The following is a 17487-nucleotide window of genomic DNA, read 5'->3' on the forward strand; positions in this document are numbered from 1 at the left end:
CGATGTCGAAGACGTTCTTCTGCAGACCGTTGGCGTAGACCTCGTGTTCGACGAGCTTCAGCTTCTGGGTGTCCTTGTCCGTGGTGCTGAAAAGCCGTTTGCCCGCCCCGAGCAGGAGCGGAAAGACAAGCAGGTGGTAGCGGTCGATCAGGCCGGCGTCCGAAAGCGCCTGGTTCAGGGAGGCGCTGCCGTGGACGATGATCGGGCCGCCCTCGGTCTCCTTCAGCGCGGCGACGTCGTCGAGCGAGCGCAGGATCGTCGTCTCGCCCCAGTCCGACACCAGGTCGCCCTCGGTGAGGGTGGTGGAGACGACGTACTTCGGCATCACCCTGTACTCCGCGAAGTCCTCCATGCCGGGCCACACCGGGCTGAACGCCTCGTAGCTGGCACGGCCCATCAGCATCGCGGTGGCTTCCGTCTGCTCCCGGCCCTTGATGTCGAACGCCTCGGGGAGGAACTCGACGTACTTGAACGTCCACCCGGAGTTCCGGTAACCGGGCTCGCCGCCCGGGGCCTCGACGACGCCGTCGAGCGAGATGAAGGCGGTGCTGATCAGGGTACGCATTCTTGGTTCCTCGGTGTCTCGTGTCCAGTTCTCAGCAGATTCGGTCGGTGCACACTTCGACCACACTCGCGGCTGCCGCGCACCAACCATGATCTCTGACTGCGGAGCACGGAGAAACTCATCGGCCGTCGCGCCTCGGCGTCTTCGGCCGCGATCCAGCGGGCCTCGATGGCGAGGACGGCGTCCGGATCCCGGGCGAGCGGGCGGGTGAGCTCCGGGCCGGACCTCACCTCCGGGCCCGGACTCGGCCGGACTCAGCCGGGCACGTTCATGCGCTGTGTGCCGATGACCGACAGCAGCCGCAGTGCCTCCTCGGACCTCGAGCCCGGTTCGGCGGTGTAGATGATCAACCGCTGGTCACGGTCGGCGATGTCCAGCACATCGCAGTTGACGGTGACCGGGCCGACCGCGGGGTGCCGGAAGGTCTTGCACAGGGTCGGCTCGGCGCACACGTTGTGGGACTCCCACAGCCGGGCGAACTCCCCGCTGCCCGCCAGGAGTTCCTTCACGAGCGCGGCCAGCTCGGGATCGTCGGGGTAGCGGGCGGCCGTGGCGCGCAGGTGCTGGGCCGAGGTCCGGGCGAACGCGTCCGCGTCCGACAGGCCGTACAGCCGCCGCCCTTCCGGGTGCGGTCCGAGGAACACCCGGCGGACCAGGTTGCGGTCACGGCGCGACAGAGCGGAGAAGTCCTCCATGAGGGCGGCCGCGAGCGGGTTCCAGGCGATGACCTCGTACGTCGCGGACAGCACGATCGCCGCCGCCTGCGGCAGCCGGTTCAGCAGGTCGGCGAGGCTCTGCCGCACCTCCCGCGAGGGGCCGGGCGGAGGACCCGGCGCCGTGCCGGCCAGATGGTGGAGGTGGTCCCGCTCGGCGTCGGACAGGCGCAGGGCACGGGCCAGCCCGGCCAGCACCTCGCGTGACGGGCGAGGGGCGCGGGCCTGCTCGAGCCGCGTGTAGTACTCGGTCGAGATGAACGCCAGCTGGGCCGCCTCCTCGCGGCGCAGCCCCGGGGTACGGCGGCGCGGCCCCGCGGGCAGGCCAACGTCGGCGGGGGAGATCCGCTCGCGCCTGCTGCGCAGGAAGGCCGCCAGTTCTCGTCTGTCCACGTCCCCAGTCTGCGGGTCGCCACCGCTCCCAGCCAGGTACAGCCGGTGCCTGGATGGGCGGTGCGGGCGGCCGCAGGCTCGTCGGCATGAACAACACACCGACCACCGGTACCTCCACCGTCTCCACGGCGGCCACCGAGCCCTGCGGGCTGCTGGCCGACAAGGTCGTCTTCGTCACCGGCGCCGGGCGCGGCATCGGCGCCGCCGCGGCCCGCCTGTTCGCCGGGGAGGGCGCGCGGGTACTGCTCGCGGCCCGCACCGAGGCCCAGTTGAAGGCGGTGACCGAGGACATCCGCGCGGCGGGCGGCACCGCGGACTACGTGCTGTGCGACCTGGCCGACGCGGCCGGCGTACGCGCCTCGGTCGACCGGGCCGTCGAGCTGTACGGCCGGCTCGACGCCGCCTTCAACAACGGCGCCACGATCGTGCCGCCCGGCCCGATGGACCGGGTGACGGAGGCCGACTTCGACCACCTCTACGCCGTCAACCTCAAGGGGCCGTGGCTGTCCATGGCCGCCGAGGTCGCGGCCATCCGCGCCACCGCGGGAAAGGGAGCCATCGTCAACAACTCCAGCGTCGGCAGCCTGATGGCCAACCCCGAACTGCCCGCGTACGGCGCCATGAAGCGGGCGGTCAACAGCCTCACCGCCTCGGCCGCCGTCACATACGGCCCCGAGGGCATCCGGGTCAACGCCGTCGCACCCGGCACCACGCTCACCGAGATGGTGCGCGACTGGGAGAACGACTCGCCCGGCATCGTGGAACGGCTCAACTCACTGACACCGCTGGGCCGCCCGGCGGACCCGGAGGAGATCGCCCAGGCCGCGGCCTGGCTCCTCAGCGACCGCGCCTCCTATGTGACCGGCACGGTGCTCCGCGTCGACGGCGGCATGCGGGCTTGACATGCGGGCCTGACGGGGCGGTGTCTGCGCCCCCACAAGCGCTCAGCCCGGGATGAGTGCGTCCCACTGATCCCGGGTCGGGCCGTCGTGCTTCGGCGAGAAGTCCGGGTGGGCAGCCAGCCAGGCGGTGACGTGCCGGTTCACTTCGTCGGTGCCGTAGGCGTCTTCGGCCAGTCGCAGAAGGTGGCGTATCTGGGCTCGGGCCCGCATGACGACAGGATCCTCGAAGGCGCAGGCGGCCAGGGCTGCGGCACGCCGGTCCGAGAGCGGTGAGCTCTCGGCGAGGCGCTGCCCGTTCGCGCGGTCGGCCATCACCTGGGCGTCGAACCACGGGCGCAGGGTCTTCGCCGTCCACGCGTGGTAGCCCACGGGGTCCGCGGCGATCCGGTCGGCATGGGTCGCGAGGTGCTGGGCGGCGCGCAGGCCGAGGGCCGCGCCGTGACCGAAGGTGGGATTGGTGTGGATGAGGCTGTCCCCGGCGCTGACCAGGCCGGTGACGACGGGTCCGGCATCGTCGGCGAGGGCGGTCCAGCGGTTGTCCAGGCCGGCCATCGCCAGGACGGCCGACTCGGGTTCGGGGTCCAGGGCGAGCCAGGCGGCGGTCGCGGGGAAGCGGCGGGCGACGGCCTCGAACACGGCAGGGTCGGTGAGTGCGCCGCGGGTTGGGTCACCCGTGGAGAGCACCAGGCTCACCGCGAAGGTGTCGTTGTCGGAAGGGAAGACGCCGGCGAGCGCGAACGGCGAGGCAGAGCCGGTCTTCACCCGCCCGGGGTCACGCGGACCGTCGGCACGCAGGCGGTACCAGCGGCACACATAGGCGATTCCGGTGCGGTGGCTGTCTGCCACGGGCGGGCGGCAGCCGGCCGCGATCAGCCAGGCGGGCACCGGCGAGCGACGACCGGACGCGTCGACGACGAGGTCCGCCTGGTGCGTCTCCGTGCCCGCCTGCACGCCGGTGACCCGGGGAGGGCGGCCCTCCCCGATGGTGAGGGCGCGCACCCGGCGGCCTTGCCGCACTTCAACGGTGCGTTCCCGCCGCACGGCCGAGGTCAGGGCGGCCTCCAGCACGATGCGGCGGGTGCGCAGGGTCACCAGGTCCTCATCGCCGGCCCGGTGTGGCGGATGCTCACCGAACCAGTCGAACTCGTGGTATTCACGGGCTCCGCGGGCCAGCAGGTCCGCGTAGACGTCAGGGGTCTCGGCGCGCAGCACGGTGCGGACGGGCGCGAGGAATGAGTGGGGATGGTTGGCCTGAGGGACCCGGGGCCTGCGCCAGTCGAAGAAGTCCCGGTCCAGGTCTTCTCCGGCCTGTCGAGCGTCCTGCTCGAACAATGTGACCATGTGGCCCCGCCGGCCGAGCATGAGCGCCGTCCCCAGCCCGCTGATACCTCCACCGATCACCGCAACCCGCGCCACCGAAGCCCCCTTCGCGTCGTGTTGCCGGATGAGCCTACCGCTTGGCGATCTTCGGTCCGGGACCGGCGTCGTCCGCCGAGGTGCGGGGGCGGGGTACGGCAGCGGCCGGCGCGGGTCCCGCCACCTGTCCGTGTACGGGCGGCAGTTGCCGTACGGGGGTTGCGGCAGCGCGGAGGCACCGAGCCGCCGGTGCGGAGCGGGATCCGGCCCGGGCGTTCCAGGCCCGGGCGTTCCAGGTCCGGGGCCTTGCCCGGGGGCCGGCTGCCGGGCGGGCGTCAGCAGATGCGGGGCAGGAGTTCGCCCAGCGGCAGGTCCACCACGCGCCGGGCGCCGACGAGGGTGCGGACGGTGACGCGGCCCGGCTCACCGGTCCGCGGTACCTCGCCGATGCGGACCGCGGCGGCGCCCTCCGGGAGCGAGCGCAGGGCCGCCAGGGCCTCGTCCGCACGGGCCGGGGCGACGAACGCCACCAGGCAGCCCTCGTTCGCGACCACCAGCGGGTCCAGGCCCAGGAGTTCGCAGGCGGAGGCGACCGGCTGCGGCACCGGCACGGCGTCCTCGGCGAACTCCACGGGGACACGGGAGTCGCGGGCGATCTCGTTGAGCGCGGAGGCCAGGCCCCCGCGCGTCGGGTCCCGCAGCGCGTGCAGGTCGGCGCCTAGCGGCGCCAGGGCCCGTACCAGCCGGTGCAGCGGCTGCGAGTCGGAGGCGATGTCGGCCTCGAAGCCGAGCCCTTCGCGGGTGCTGAGGACCGTCGTGCCGTGCAGCCCGACAGGACCGGAGAGCAGCAGCGCGTCCCCGGGCCGCGCCCCGGCCGCGGAGGGGGAGAGCCCCGGGATGCGCCGGCCGATGCCCGTGGTGTTGATGAAGACCTTGTCGGCGGCTCCCCGGCCCACGACCTTGGTGTCCCCGGTGATCACCGGCACCCCGGCCTCCCGCGCGGCCCTTCCCAGCGAGGTGAGCACCGCGCGCAGTTCGTCCAGCGGGAGCCCCTCCTCGACGATGAGCGCCACGGACAGCGCCACCGGCTCCGCGCCGCGCATCGCCAGGTCGTTGACCGTGCCGTGAACGGCGAGCGACCCGATGTCACCGCCGGGGAAGAACAGCGGGCTGACCACGAAGCTGTCGGTGGACACGACGAGTTCGGGCAGGCCGGGCAGCAGCGCGGCATCCTCGAGGGGCCCGCTCTGCCCGTCGTAGGCGGGCAGCACCAGAGAGTCGAGCAGTTCGGCGGTGAGCCGCCCGCCGGCGCCGTGGCCGAGCAGCACGCGGTCGCTCCCGGTGTACGGGGCGGGGCACACCGGATTCATGGCATTCACGGGGTCTCTCCTTCGTGGATACCCCGGCCCCCAGGCCGGGGTGGGGGTACCTCCCGCTTGCGGGGGAGAAACGAAGCTCTTGCGGAGCAGGGCAGGGAAAGCCGGTTGGCCGCCGGGGCGGAACGGCGGCTGCCCCCAACTGTCCGCAGTTCGTCACAAACTGGCGAGGTAGTATGTGAACCGTGAGGACCACCCACGCGAAGCGGGCGTTCAAGTACCGCTTCTATCCGACCGGTGCGCAGGCAGCCGAGCTGTCCCGCACGTTCGGCTGTGTGCGGAAGGTCTACAACCTCGCCCTTGCGGCGCGTACGGAAGCGTGGACGCGGCAGGAGCGCGTGAACTACAACCAGACGTCGGCGATGCTGACGGCGTGGAAGAAGACCGAGGAACTCGCCTACCTCAACGACGTCTCCTCCGTCCCGCTCCAGCAGGCCCTCCGGCACCTCCAGACGGCGTTCGCGAACTTCTTCGGCAAGCGCGCCAAGTACCCGCGCTTCAAGTCGCGGAGGAAGTCGCGGAAGTCGGCGGAGTACACTACCAGCGCGTTCCGGTTCCGGGACGGGGAACTGACCCTTGCGAAGATGAGGGAACCGCTCGACATCGTGTGGTCCCGTCCGCTCCCCGAGGGCGCGTTCCCGTCCACGGTGACCGTGTCGCAGGACGCGGCCGGACGCTGGTACGTGTCCCTGCTGTGCGAGGACCCGTCCGTCCAGCCGCTCCCCGCCACCGACGCGTCCGTCGGCGTCGACGTCGGGCTCGATCATCTGCTGACCCTCTCGACTGGCGAGAAGGTCTCCAACCCCCGACACGAGCGGCGCGACCGCGTCCGCCTCGCCAGGGCCCAGCGACAGCTTGCCCGTAAGGCCAGGGGTGACGGAGCGAACCGGGCCAAGGCTCGCCGGAAGGTCGCCAAGGTCTACGCCTGCATCGCCGACCGCAGGCGTGACCACCTGCACAAGCTCACCACTCGGCTCGTTCGTGAAAACCAAACGATCGTGATCGAGGACATCGCCGTTCGGAACATGGTGAAGAATGGCAGCCTGGCCCGCGCTATCAGCGATGCGGCCTGGTCGGAGTTCCGGAGCATTCTGGAGTACAAGGCACAGTGGTACGGGCGGGAAGTGATCGCGGTCGACCGCTTCTTCCCCTCGTCCAAGCTGTGCTCCGTCTGCGGCGCCTTGCAGGACAAGATGCCGCTGAACGTCCGCACCTGGACGTGCGACTGCGGGACGACCCACGACCGGGACGTGAACGCGGCACGCAACATCCTGGCCGCCGGGCTGGCGGCGTCTGCCTGTGGAGACGGTGTAAGACCTCAACGGGAGTCCTCCCGGACGGGGCGGTCGTCGGTGAAGCAGGAACCCCAGCGGGCGACCGCTGGAATCCCCCGCCTTTAGGCGGGGAGGAAGTCAACGCTTGCTCCCTGTCGGCCGCCGCCGCTCGGCCGCAGTGGCCGGGGCGCGCCGTGCGCGGCCCGCGGCGTGGAAGGCGGCGCAGGTTCCCTCGCTGGAGACCATGGGCGCGCCCAGCGGGCGGCGCGGGGTGCAGCGAACCCCGTAGGCGGTGCAGTCGGTGGGGACCTTCGCGCCGGTGAGGATGGCTCCCGCGATGCACTCGGGGTGCTCCGAGGGGCGGAGCCCTCCGACGTCGTAGCGGCGGCCCGCGTCGAACGCGGCGAACTCCTCGGCGAGTTCGAGGCCGCTGGCGGGCAGGGTGCCGATACCGCGCCAGGCCCGGTCGCCGACCCGGAAGACCCGCCGCAGTACGTCCTGCGCCTCGGTGTTGCCGCCCCGGCGCACCGCGCGCACGTACTGGTTCTCCACCGCGTGCCGGCCGCTCTCCAGTTGCCGCACCGCCATGAGGATGCCCTCCAGCAGGTCCAGCGGCTCGAAGCCGGTGACGACGATCGGCACCCGGTACCGGGCCGCCAGCGGCTCGTACTCCGTCCAGCCCATGACGGCGCACACGTGCCCCGCCGCGAGGAAGGCCTGCACCTCGCAGTCGGGCGACTCCAGCAGGGCGGTCATGGCGGGCGGTACGAGGACATGGCTGACCAGCATGCTGAAGTTGGTCAGCCCCAGCCGGGAGGCGTGGAGCACGGCCATGGCGTTGGCCGGGGCGGTGGTCTCGAAGCCGACGGCGAGGAACACGACCTCCCGGTCGGGGAGTTCGCAGGCCAGCCGCACGGCGTCCATCGGGGTGTAGACGACGCGGACGTCCGCGCCGCGGGCACGCAGCGCCAGCAGGTCGGTGCCGCTGCCGGGGACGCGGAGCATGTCGCCGAAGCTGGTGAACACGACCCCGGGGCGCGCGGCGATCGCCATGGCACGGTCCAGGGTCTCCAGCGGCGTGACGCAGACCGGGCAGCCGGGGCCGTGGACCATCCGCATGCCCGCCGGCAGGAGTTCGTCGATGCCCTGCCGGACGAGGGTGTGCGTCTGCCCGCCGCACACCTCCATGATCCGCCAGGGCCGGGTGGCGGTGCGGCGCAGCTCGTCGAGGAGCCGCCGGGCGAGCCCGGGGTCGCGGTACTCGTCGAGGTACTTCATGTCCTCACACCAACCTCACGGCCGGCCCGGCAACGGCCTCACGTCGGCCCGGAACGGCCTCACGGCGCCTCACACCGGCCTCACGGCGCCTCACACCGGCCTCGCGCCGCCTCGCGGCGGCTCCTGCGGCGCGCTGCGCGGCAGCGGTCCCGGCAGTTCCAGTTCCACGTCCACGACGCCCTCCACGGCCCGCACCAGCCGGGCCGCGACCGGCAGCAGCGAGGTGTCCCTGACGCGCCCGGAGAGGGTCACGACGCCGTCCGCGACGGTCACCTCCACCGGCTCCGGCGGCGCGGGGAAGAGCGGGGGAACGATGTCCCGGCGGATCTCCTCCGCGATCTCCTCGTCGCTCCGCAGAAAGATCTTGAGCAGGTCCGACCTGCTGACGATGCCCTCCAGCAGACCCTGGTCGTTGACGACGGGCAGCCGTTTGACGTGGCGGCGCGCCATCGCGGCGGCCGCCTCCGCCAGGGTGGCGTCCGGGTGGACGGTCACCGCGGGCGTGCTCATCAGTTCCTCGGCGGTGACCCCGCCCGCCTTGCCGGGGTCGGAGAGCCGCCGCAGCTCCTCGTCGCGGTCCGGCTCGCCGTCCCGGAACTCCTCCTTGGGCAGCAGATCGGCCTCGGAGACGACACCGATCACCCGGCCCTCGCCCTCCAGCACCGGAACGGCGCTGACCTTCCACTGCTCCAGCGTCCTCACGATCTCCTTGAACGCGGTGTCGCGGCTCACGGCGACGGCGGCGTGCGTCATCACCTCGCACACGTGGTGGGCGGTGGCATACATGACGGCCTCCCGGACTGCTCAGGATCGGTCGATGGTCAGATCGAGGAAGTGGGTCGAGCAGGAGATGCACGGGTCGTGGTTGCGGATCGCCCGCTCGCACAGCGCCGTCAGCGCCGCGTCGTCCGTGTCCGCCCCGCGGTCCGTCTCCGCCTGGACGAGGCGGCGCAGGTCCTCCTCGATGGCGCCCTGGTTCTGGGCGGTGGGCGGGACGAGACGGGCGTCGGTGACATTGCCCTCGGCGTCGAGCACATAACGGTGGTAGAGCACGCCGCGCGGCGCCTCGGTCGCGCCGTGGCCGGTGCCCGCGCGCGGCCGCACCTCGACGAAGGGCCGGGGCGGCGGCTCGTACGCCTCGATGATGCGCAGTGCCTCGTCCACGGCGTAAAGGGCCTCCACCGCGCGCACGAGGATGCTGCGGAACGGATTGCGGCACACCGTCCCGGCCGTCGGGTCGCCGAGGCCGGCGGCGCGGGCCGCCTCCAGCGCGACGGGGGACAGCAGCCGGCCGCTGACCGCGTACCGGGCCAGGGAGCCGGTGAGCAGCCGCTCGCCGCGCAGAGTGGAGTGCAGGGCCGTGGAGTGCGGCACCTGTTCCTCCACCACCTCGTCCGTGTACGCGGCCACCGGGAACCGCCGTACGGGCAGCGCCTCTTGGCTGTCCGCCGGCAGCCCGTGCGCGCCCGGCGCGGCCATCACCGACGGCGTTCCGCCGTCGATGGCGTACCGGTCGGGCTCGGCGAGGGCCAGCAGCGCGTTGTCGCAGCCCGCTTCGGGGAAGTCGAACCCCGAGACCCAGCGGACCGTCTCCCAGGCGTCGTCCATGGCCCGCCGCAAACGCTCGGCGAGCGGCCGGAGTTCGGCCCGGGAGGGCACCCGGTGGAAGCCGCCGACGCGGACGTTGACCGGGTGGATCGCCCGCCCGCCCAGCAGCGCCATCAGCGCGTTGCCGGTCTGCTTGAGCCGCAGCCCGCGTTCCACCTCGGCGCGGTGGGTGCGGGCCAGGTCGATCGCCCCGTCCCGGCCGAGGAAGTCGGGGGCGTGCAGCAGGTAGATGTGCAGGACCTGGCTCTCGATCCACTCCCCGCAGTACAGCAGGCGGCGCAGCTCGGCCAGTTGCCCGCCGACCTCGACGCCGCAGGCGTCCTCCACGGCCAGGCACGCGCTCATCTGGTAGGCGACCGGGCAGATGCCGCACACCCGGGCGGTGATGTCGGGCGGCTCGGTGTACGCCCGGCCGCGCAGGAACGCCTCGAAGAACCGGGGCGGTTCGTAGATCCGCAGCCGGGTCTCGGTGACCCTCCCGTCCTCGACGCGCACATGCAGCGCTCCCTCCCCCTCCACCCGGGAGAGCGAGCCCACGTGCAGGACGCGGGAACCTCGGTGAGTCACGTCCGTCCCTCCCCTCGCTCCGGTGCCCTCTGCCGCATGTCCCCCTCCGCCGGAGCGGATGCCGCCTGCCCGGTCGCCTCCCGCACCTCGGCCGGCACCGGCTTCCGTTCCCCCGCACGGCGCGCCACGCCCTCCTCGCCCTCCCTCGGGTACGGCGCGAACGCCGCCGCGTTGAAGGTGCGCAGCAGCCGCTCGACGTCCCGGTCGTCCATGCCGTCCCGCCTCAGCAGGGGGATCAGCGCCGGCAGGTTCACCGAGCCCGAGGGGCCGAAGCACCCGTAGCAGCCCCGGCCGTACGCCGGGCAGATCGCCCCGCACCCGGCGTGCGTGACCGGGCCCAGGCAGGGCGTGCCGTGCGCGACGGTCACACACACGTTGCCGCGCCGCTTGCACTCGAAGCACACGCTGTGGTCCGGGACGTCCGGCTTGCGGCCCGCCAGGTACGCGGTGATGACCTCCAGCAGCTGGCGGCCGTCGATGGGGCAGCCGCGCAGCTCGAAGTCGACGTCGACGTGGGCGGAGATCGGCGTGGAGGTCGCCAGGGTCTCGATGTACTCGGGCCTGGCGTAGACCGTGCGCCGGAACTCCTCGACGTCCGCGAAGTTCCGCAGCGCCTGGATGCCGCCCGCGGTGGCGCACGCCCCGATGGTGACCAGCCGGCGGGACGCTGCCCGGATCTCCCTGATCCGCACCGCGTCGGCGGGCGTGGTCACCGAACCCTCGACCAGTGACAGGTCGTACGGCCCCGGCCGCACCGCGCTCGACGCCTCGAGGAAGTGCGCGATCTCCACCTTCCCGGCCAGCGGGAGGAGTTCGTCCTCGCAGTCCAGCAGGGTCAGCTGGCAGCCGTCGCAGGAGGCGAACTTGAACACCGCCAGGGTCGGCACGCCCGCCGGCGCACCGGCCGGGGCGCCGCTCGTGCTGCCGGCAGCCGGAGGCATCTCACAACTCCCTTACGTTGAGGAGGGGTTCGGCCCTGTCGTAACCGAGGACGGGACCGTCGCGGCAGAGCAGCACCGGCCCCAGCTGACAGTGCCCGCAGTGCCCCGTCGCACAGCGCATGTTCCGCTCCAGCGACACCCGGATCCGCTCTGCGGGCACCCCGCGGTGCATCAGGTCCACGGCTGTCGCCCGGATCATCACCTCGGGCCCGCACACGAAGGCCCACGTGCGCTCCGGCCGGAACCGTGCCCCGTCGAGCAGCGAGGTGACGACCCCGATGTTGCCCCGCCAGTCCGGGCCCGCCCGGTCCACGGTGACCGCGACATGCAGGCCCCGGCGGCGCCGCCAGTGCCGCAGCTGCTCACGGAAGACCACGTCGCCCGGCGTCCGCGCGCCGACGAGCACATTGATCCGCCCGTACGACCGGGACTCGGCCAGCGCCGAGGCGACCAGCGGCCGCAGCGGCGCCAGTCCGATGCCACCGGCCACCACCAGCACGTCGTGTCCGGCGGCCCGCTCCAGCTCCCAGCCCGTCCCGAACGGGCCGCGCAGCCCCACCCGGTCGCCGGGCAGCAGATCGCGCAGCGCCCCCGAGGTCGCGCCGACGGCACGCACCGTGTGCTCCACACCGGGTGCGCGGATCGCCGACACCGACACCGGGATCTCGCCCACCCCGAAGGCGTACAGCATCGCGAAGCGGCCCGGCGTGAACGCGGGCAGCACCTCCGGCCCGGCGGGCCACAGCCGCAGCGTCGTGGTGTCCGAGGTCTCCGGGTGGCGCAGCACCACGCGGTACGGCACCGGGGGCGCGGTCATCGCTCCTTCTCCCCAACCGGGCGGTCCCTCTCCGGATGGTCCCTCTCCGGGCGGTCCCTCCCAGGGCGATTCTCCGGGCCGTCCCCTTCCAGGCGCTCCCGCAGCTCGTCGTGGAGCGCCGCGGCCTCCTCCGTGATGTCGATGGCCGCCGGACACCAGACGATGCACCGGCCGCAGCCGACACAGCCCGAGCTGCCGAACTGGTCGTGCCAGGTGCCCAGCTTGTGGGTGAGCCACTGCCGGTAACGGCTGCGGCCCGACGAGCGGACCGCGCCCCCGTGCAGATACGAGAAGTCCAGGTCGTAGCAGGAGTCCCAGCGCTGCCACCGCTCGGCGTGGTCCCCGGTCAGGTCCGTGACGTCCTCGGTGGTGGTGCAGAAGCACGTGGGACACACCATGGTGCAGTTGCCGCAGGTAAGGCAGCGCGCCGCCACGTCGTCCCAGCGCCCGGCGTCCAGCGAGGCACCCATCAGGACGTGCAGGTCGACCGGCGGCATGGCCCGGCCCATCCGTTCCGCGGCGCCCGCCACCGCCGACCGCGCCCGCTCCCCGGTCTCCGGGGGAGCGTCCCCGTGAGGGACGGCGGCCAGCAGCTCGGCACCCGCCTCGCTGCCCGTGCGCACCACGAAACGGTGCCCGTCCTCGTCGATCAGCTCGGTCAGCGCCAGGTCGTAGCCCGGGCCGGCGGCCGGCCCCGCACCCATGGAGACGCAGAAGCAGGTGGCGCCGGGCTCCGTGCACTCGGCGGCGATCAGCAGCGCGTCACGGCGCCGCCGCGCGTAGCCCGTGTCCTCGAAGTGCCCGCCGGTCAGTACCCGGTCCTGGACCGCGATGGCCCGCAGGTCACAGGGCCGCACCCCCAGGAAGGCGTACGAGCGGCCCGGCGGATCCTCCGCGGTGACGGTCATACCGCCGTCCGGGGTACGGTCGGCGCTCCAGAGCCTCTGGCGCGCGGGGTGCAGGAATGACTTCCACGACTGCGGGCCCGCGCTGTGCGCGAACGCGGCGCCGTCCTCGCGGCGCCGCAGCCGGTACTGCCCGGCCTCCAGTTCGGTGCCCCAGCCGAACGGCAGCTCGCCGGCCGACTCCAGCTCGGCCAGCACGATCGCGCCGTCCCTGACCGTCGGACCCACCACCGTGCGGCCCCGGGCGCGCAGCACCGCGACCAGGGCGTCGAGCCCTGCCACGTCCAGTACAGCGCTGTGCCGGCCGGTCTCTTCCATGGCTCCCCCTGGGGAGGTACGGGTCTGCCAACTCAAGCGTCGGGCACCGTCACGCCCCGCACCAATGGGCCACCCGGCCCAGCGGCGGGGCCGCCCGGGTCCCGCGGTGTCCCCTTCGGCCCACTGCGGGTACCCGGGAACGGGCTCATGGTCGGAGTAAGGACCACGGAAGGGGGCCGCCATGCCCTGGGAGACGATCCGCAAGGACAGCGCGCCGCGTGTTCCACCCAACCTCGACGACTACGAGAAGACCCGCGCGGGCTTCTCGTGGGACCGGGCGCGCGCCGACCTGTTCGGATCCCGCGGCGGGCAGGCGCCGAACATCGCGTACGAGGCGGTGGACCGGCACACCGAGTCCGGCCACGGCCGGGCCGTGGCGCTCCGCTGCGTCGCCCGCGACGACACCGTGACCACACTGACGTACGACGATCTCGCGCGCGCCACCAGCCGCTTCGCCAACGTGCTGCGCGCCCTCGGGCTCGGCCGCGGCGACCGGGTGTTCACCCTCCTCGGCCGCTGTCCCGAACTGTTCGTCACCGTCCTTGGCACCCTGAAGAACACCAGCGTCCTGTGCCCCCTCTTCTCCGCCTTCGGCCCCGACCCGGTGGAGCAGCGGATGCGGCTCGGCAACGCGCGCGTCCTGGTCACCACGGCCCCGCTGTACCGCCGCAAGGTCGCCGACCGCAGGCAGCGGCTCCCGGAGCTCACCCATGTGCTGATCGTCGGCCCGGGAGCCGACGACCTCCCCGGCACCCTCTCCTTCGACGCGCTCATGGACGCCACGGACGACACCTTCGGCGTCCCCGCCACCTCGCCCGAGGACATGGCGCTGCTCCACTTCACCAGCGGCACCACCGGCGCCCCCAAAGGCGCCGTCCACGTCCACGACGCGCTGATCGCCCACTACACGTCCGCCGCGTACGCCCTCGACCTGCACCCCGGGGACGTCTACTGGTGCACCGCCGACCCCGGCTGGGTCACCGGCATGTCGTACGGCGTCATCGCGCCCCTCGTACACGGCCTCACCGTCGTGGTCGACGAGGGCGAGTTCGACGCCCGGCGCTGGTACCGCATCCTCGCCGACCACAGGGTCACCGTCTGGTACACCGCCCCCACCGCGCTGCGCATGCTGATGCGCACCACCCCCCGGCAGGGCCCGCACGACCTCCCCGCGCAGTACGACCTGTCCGCACTGCGCTTCATCGCCTCCGTCGGCGAACCGCTGAACCCCGAGGCCGTGGTGTGGGGCCGGGACGTCCTGGGACTGCCCGTCCACGACAACTGGTGGCAGACCGAGACCGGCGCAATCATGATCGCCAACTACGCGGGCTGCGAGATCAGGCCCGGCTCCATGGGACGGCCGCTGCCCGGCATCGAGGCCACCGTGCTGGCACGGGGCGAGGACGGCCGCGCCGAGGTCACCGCCGACGGCCGCGTCACCGAGATCACCGAACCGGGCGCCGTGGGCGAACTGGCGCTCCTCCCCGGCTGGCCCTCGATGTTCCGCGGCTACCTGCACGACGACAGGCGGTACGCCGCCGCCTTCGCCGGCGGCTGGTACCTCACCGGCGACCTGGCCCGCAGGGACGCCGACGGCTGGTACTGGTTCGTCGGCCGCGCCGACGACGTCATCAAGTCCGCAGGCCACCTCGTCGGGCCGTTCGAGGTGGAGAGTGCCATGATGGAGCATCCCGCCGTCGCCGAGGCCGGGGTCATCGGACGCCCCGACCCGGTCGCGGGCGACATCATCAAGGCCTTCGTCTCGCTGCGCCCCGGCCACGAACCAACCCCCGAGACCGAACGCGAACTCCTCGCCTTCGCCCGGCGCAGGCTCGGACCCGCCGTGGCACCCCGCGAGATCGCCTTCGACCAGCACCTGCCCAAGACCCGCAGCGGCAAGGTGATGCGGCGGCTGCTGCGCGCCCGCGAGCTGGGCCTGCCCGAGGGCGACCTCTCCACGCTGGAGGGATCCGAATGACCACCACCCGCACCCCGAGCACCGGCGGCACCCCGAGCACCGGCCGCACCCCGAGGACCGGCCGCACCGCGAGGACCGTACGGCGCGCCGCCAAGGGCACCGACGCCCGCCACCACCAGGACCAGCTGTTCGCGATGCTCCGCATCCGCCGCTTCGAGGAACGCTGCGTCGAGCTGTACAGCGCCGCCAGGATCCGCGGCTTCGTGCACCTCTACATCGGTGAGGAGGCCGTGGCCGTCGGCGTCAACGACGCGCTCGGCCCGGACGACGCGGTGGTGTCCACCTACCGCGAGCACGGGCACGCGCTCGCCAGGGGACTCACCGCCGAATCCGTCATGGCCGAGATGTACGGCAAGGCCACCGGGTGCAGCCACGGCCGCGGCGGCTCCATGCACCTCTTCGACGCCGCCCTGCGCTTCTACGGCGGCAACGCCATCGTCGGCGGCGGACTCCCACTCGCCGCCGGCCTTGCCCTCGCCGACAAGATGGCCGGACGCAACCGTGTCACCTGCTGCTTCTTCGGGGACGGCGCCTTCGCCGAGGGCGAGTTCCACGAGACCGCCAACCTGGCCGCGCTGTGGGGACTGCCGCTGCTCCTGGCCTGCGAGAACAACCTCTACGCCATGGGCACGGCCATCGCCCGCGCCCAGGCGGAGACGGACCTGGCGCTGCGCGCCGCGTCGTACGGCATGGTCTCCAGGCCCGTCGACGGCATGGACGTCCGCGCCGTCGAACTGGCCGCGCGCCAGGCCGTCGAGGGCATCAGGGAGGGCACCGGCCCCCACTTCCTCGAACTGCGCACCTATCGCTACCGCGCCCACTCCATGTACGACCCCGACCGCTACCGCGACAAGACCGAGATCGAACGCTGGAAGGAACGCGACCCCATCGACCAGCTGGCCGCCCGCATGCGCGCCGAGGGAGAGCTCACCGACAGGATGCTCGCCGCCCTCGACGAGGAGGCGACCGCCGAGGTCGACCGGGCCGTCGAGGCCGCGGAGGCGGCCCCCGAGGAACCCGTCGGGACCCTGCTCCGCCATGTCACCAGTGGGCCGCCCGAAACGGCGCCGGGGCGGAACGCGCCGCGGGAGAGCGCACCCCGGGAGAGCACACAGCAGGCGAGCACACAGCAGGGAGTGAGCTGACCATGCCGCCGACGGCCAAAGTCCCGGACACCAAGGCACCCGGCCGCCAGGACCCGGGCGCCCAGGCCCCCGGCGCCCGCAAGACGACGTACCGGGAAGCGATGCGGGAAGCCCTGCGGGAGGCGCTGCGCACCGACGACCGCGTCTTCCTGATGGGGGAGGACGTCGGCAAGTACGGCGGCTGCTTCGGCGTCAGCCTGGGCCTGCTGGAGGAATTCGGACCGGAGCGGATCAGGGACACCCCGCTGTCCGAGTCCGCCTTCGTCGGCGCCGGCATCGGCGCCGCACTGGCGGGCCTGCGCCCGGTCGTCGAGATCATGACGGTCAACTTCAGCCTGCTCGCGCTGGACCAGATCCTGAACAACGCCGCCACCCTGCTGCACATGTCCGGCGGACAGCTGCCCGTCCCCCTCGTCATCCGCATGACCACGGGGGCAGGTCGCCAGCTCGCCGCCCAGCACTCCCACAGCCTGGAGGGCTGGTACGCCCACATCCCGGGCATCCGGGTGCTGGCGCCCGCCACCGTCGAGGACGCCAGGTACATGCTCGCGCCCGCGCTGGCCGACCCCGATCCCGTACTGATCTTCGAACACGGCAGCCTCTACAACGCCTCCGGCGAGCTTCCCGAGGAACCGGTCCCGCTCGCGCTGGACAGCGCGGCGATCCGGCGCCCCGGCGAGGACGTCTCCGTCATCACCTACGGCGGGTCGCTGCCGAAGGCGCTGGCCGCCGCCGACGAACTCGCCACGGCCGGCATCAGCGCCGAGGTCATCGACCTGCGGTCCCTGCGCCCGCTGGACGAGGCCACCATCGTGGACTCCGTGGCCCGCACCCACCGCGCGGTCGTCGTCGACGAGGCATGGCGCACCGGCAGCCTCGCCGCCGAGGTCTCCGCCCGCATCATGGAACGGGCCTTCTACGAGCTCGACGCCCCGGTGGAGCGGGTGTGCAGCGCGGAGGTCCCGATCCCGTACGCCCAAAGGCTCGAACAGGCCGCCCTTCCCCAGACCGAGGACATCGTGGCGGCCGCCCGGCGGGCGGTGGGCTGACATGGCCGAGTTCACGATGCCCTCGCTCGGCGCGGACATGGACGAGGGCGTCCTCCTGGAATGGCTCGTCCGTCCGGGTGACCGGATCGGCAAGGGCGAGCCGATCGCGGTCGTCGAGACGGCCAAGTCCACCATCGAGGTGGAGTGCTTCGACACGGGCCGCGTCGCCGACCTGCTGGTCGCCCCCGGCACCCGGGTGCCGGTCGGCACCCCCCTGGCCGTCATCGACACCACTCCCGCGCCCGCCGGGGCGCCGCGCGTGCCGCCGGTGCCGCCGGTGCCGCCGGGGCCGATGCGGCCGC

General features: G+C 72.9%; 16 protein-coding genes. 6 read left to right on the forward strand and 10 right to left on the reverse strand.

Annotated features, from left to right (window positions below):
- Both GUY61_RS19440 and GUY61_RS19445 read right to left on the reverse strand, forming a co-directional pair.
- The coding region (locus GUY61_RS19440) for a dihydrofolate reductase family protein (RefSeq protein ID WP_166631473.1) at window positions 1-565 on the reverse strand (565 nt) is incomplete at its 3' end.
- Between the two features lie 254 nt (window positions 566-819).
- Window positions 820-1671 (reverse strand): helix-turn-helix domain-containing protein, encoded by an 852-nt coding sequence (locus tag GUY61_RS19445; protein ID WP_166631474.1) that lies wholly within the window; start codon window positions 1669-1671, stop codon window positions 820-822.
- 86 nt (window positions 1672-1757) lie between these two features.
- Here GUY61_RS19445 and GUY61_RS19450 point away from each other — a divergent pair, with 86 nt between their 5' ends.
- A complete protein-coding gene (locus tag GUY61_RS19450; RefSeq protein WP_166631475.1) occupies window positions 1758-2573 on the forward strand; it encodes an SDR family NAD(P)-dependent oxidoreductase in 816 nt (271 codons plus the stop codon).
- 42 nt (window positions 2574-2615) lie between these two features.
- Here the strand turns inward: GUY61_RS19450 and GUY61_RS19455 are convergent, their stop codons facing one another.
- Window positions 2616-3989 (reverse strand): FAD-dependent oxidoreductase, encoded by a 1374-nt coding sequence (locus GUY61_RS19455; RefSeq protein WP_166631476.1) that lies wholly within the window; start codon window positions 3987-3989, stop codon window positions 2616-2618.
- A 275-nt stretch (window positions 3990-4264) separates the two neighbouring features.
- Window positions 4265-5299: a hydrogenase expression/formation protein HypE gene (gene hypE, locus GUY61_RS19460; RefSeq protein WP_166631486.1), complete on the reverse strand. Its 1035-nt coding sequence runs from the start codon at window positions 5297-5299 to the stop codon at window positions 4265-4267.
- A 191-nt stretch (window positions 5300-5490) separates the two neighbouring features.
- Between hypE and GUY61_RS19465 the strand changes: the two genes are divergently transcribed.
- Window positions 5491-6705, forward strand: coding sequence for an RNA-guided endonuclease TnpB family protein (locus GUY61_RS19465; protein ID WP_166631477.1), 1215 nt, complete (start codon window positions 5491-5493; stop codon window positions 6703-6705).
- Window positions 6706-6717: 12 nt separating this feature from the next.
- Here the strand turns inward: GUY61_RS19465 and hypD are convergent, their stop codons facing one another.
- The 6 genes from hypD to GUY61_RS19495 form a co-directional block, all read right to left on the reverse strand.
- Window positions 6718-7857: a hydrogenase formation protein HypD gene (gene hypD / locus GUY61_RS19470; protein WP_166631478.1), complete on the reverse strand. Its 1140-nt coding sequence runs from the start codon at window positions 7855-7857 to the stop codon at window positions 6718-6720.
- Window positions 7858-7947: 90 nt separating this feature from the next.
- Window positions 7948-8643, reverse strand: a complete 696-nt coding sequence (locus GUY61_RS19475) for a CBS domain-containing protein (RefSeq protein WP_166631479.1) — start codon at window positions 8641-8643, stop codon at window positions 7948-7950.
- An 18-nt stretch (window positions 8644-8661) separates the two neighbouring features.
- Window positions 8662-10032 carry a Ni/Fe hydrogenase subunit alpha gene (locus tag GUY61_RS19480; RefSeq protein ID WP_166631480.1) on the reverse strand — a complete coding sequence of 457 codons (1371 nt, stop codon included), beginning with the start codon at window positions 10030-10032 and terminating at the stop codon, window positions 8662-8664.
- A complete protein-coding gene (locus GUY61_RS19485; RefSeq protein WP_166631481.1) occupies window positions 10029-10973 on the reverse strand; it encodes an oxidoreductase in 945 nt (314 codons plus the stop codon). Before GUY61_RS19485 ends, GUY61_RS19480 begins: the two co-directional genes overlap by 4 nt.
- A 1-nt stretch (window position 10974) precedes the next feature.
- Window positions 10975-11790, reverse strand: coding sequence for an FAD/NAD(P)-binding protein (locus GUY61_RS19490; RefSeq protein ID WP_166631482.1), 816 nt, complete (start codon window positions 11788-11790; stop codon window positions 10975-10977).
- On the reverse strand, window positions 11787-13013 hold the full coding sequence (locus tag GUY61_RS19495; protein ID WP_166631483.1) for a 4Fe-4S dicluster domain-containing protein: 1227 nt from the start codon (window positions 13011-13013) through the stop codon (window positions 11787-11789). The genes GUY61_RS19490 and GUY61_RS19495 overlap by 4 nt, the downstream gene beginning before the upstream one ends.
- Window positions 13014-13194: 181 nt before the next feature.
- Here GUY61_RS19495 and acsA point away from each other — a divergent pair, with 181 nt between their 5' ends.
- From acsA to GUY61_RS19515, 4 genes are all read left to right on the forward strand, one after another.
- The gene (gene acsA, locus GUY61_RS19500) at window positions 13195-14991 is read left to right on the forward strand and encodes an acetate--CoA ligase (RefSeq protein WP_166631484.1); all 1797 of its coding nucleotides are present in this window, start codon (window positions 13195-13197) and stop codon (window positions 14989-14991) included.
- Complete coding sequence (gene pdhA, locus GUY61_RS19505) at window positions 14988-16136, forward strand: pyruvate dehydrogenase (acetyl-transferring) E1 component subunit alpha (RefSeq protein ID WP_398956113.1); 1149 nt, start codon at window positions 14988-14990, stop codon at window positions 16134-16136. The genes acsA and pdhA overlap by 4 nt, the downstream gene beginning before the upstream one ends.
- 2 nt (window positions 16137-16138) lie before the next feature.
- The gene (locus tag GUY61_RS19510) at window positions 16139-17185 is read left to right on the forward strand and encodes an alpha-ketoacid dehydrogenase subunit beta (protein WP_166631485.1); all 1047 of its coding nucleotides are present in this window, start codon (window positions 16139-16141) and stop codon (window positions 17183-17185) included.
- Window position 17186: 1 nt separating this feature from the next.
- Window positions 17187-17487 (forward strand): biotin/lipoyl-containing protein (locus GUY61_RS19515; protein WP_313896743.1); only part of this gene is annotated, 301 nt, incomplete at its 3' end.

Origin of the sequence: Streptomyces sp. GC420, from assembly GCF_009916105.1 — a bacterium.
Classification (GTDB): domain Bacteria; phylum Actinomycetota; class Actinomycetes; order Streptomycetales; family Streptomycetaceae; genus Streptomyces.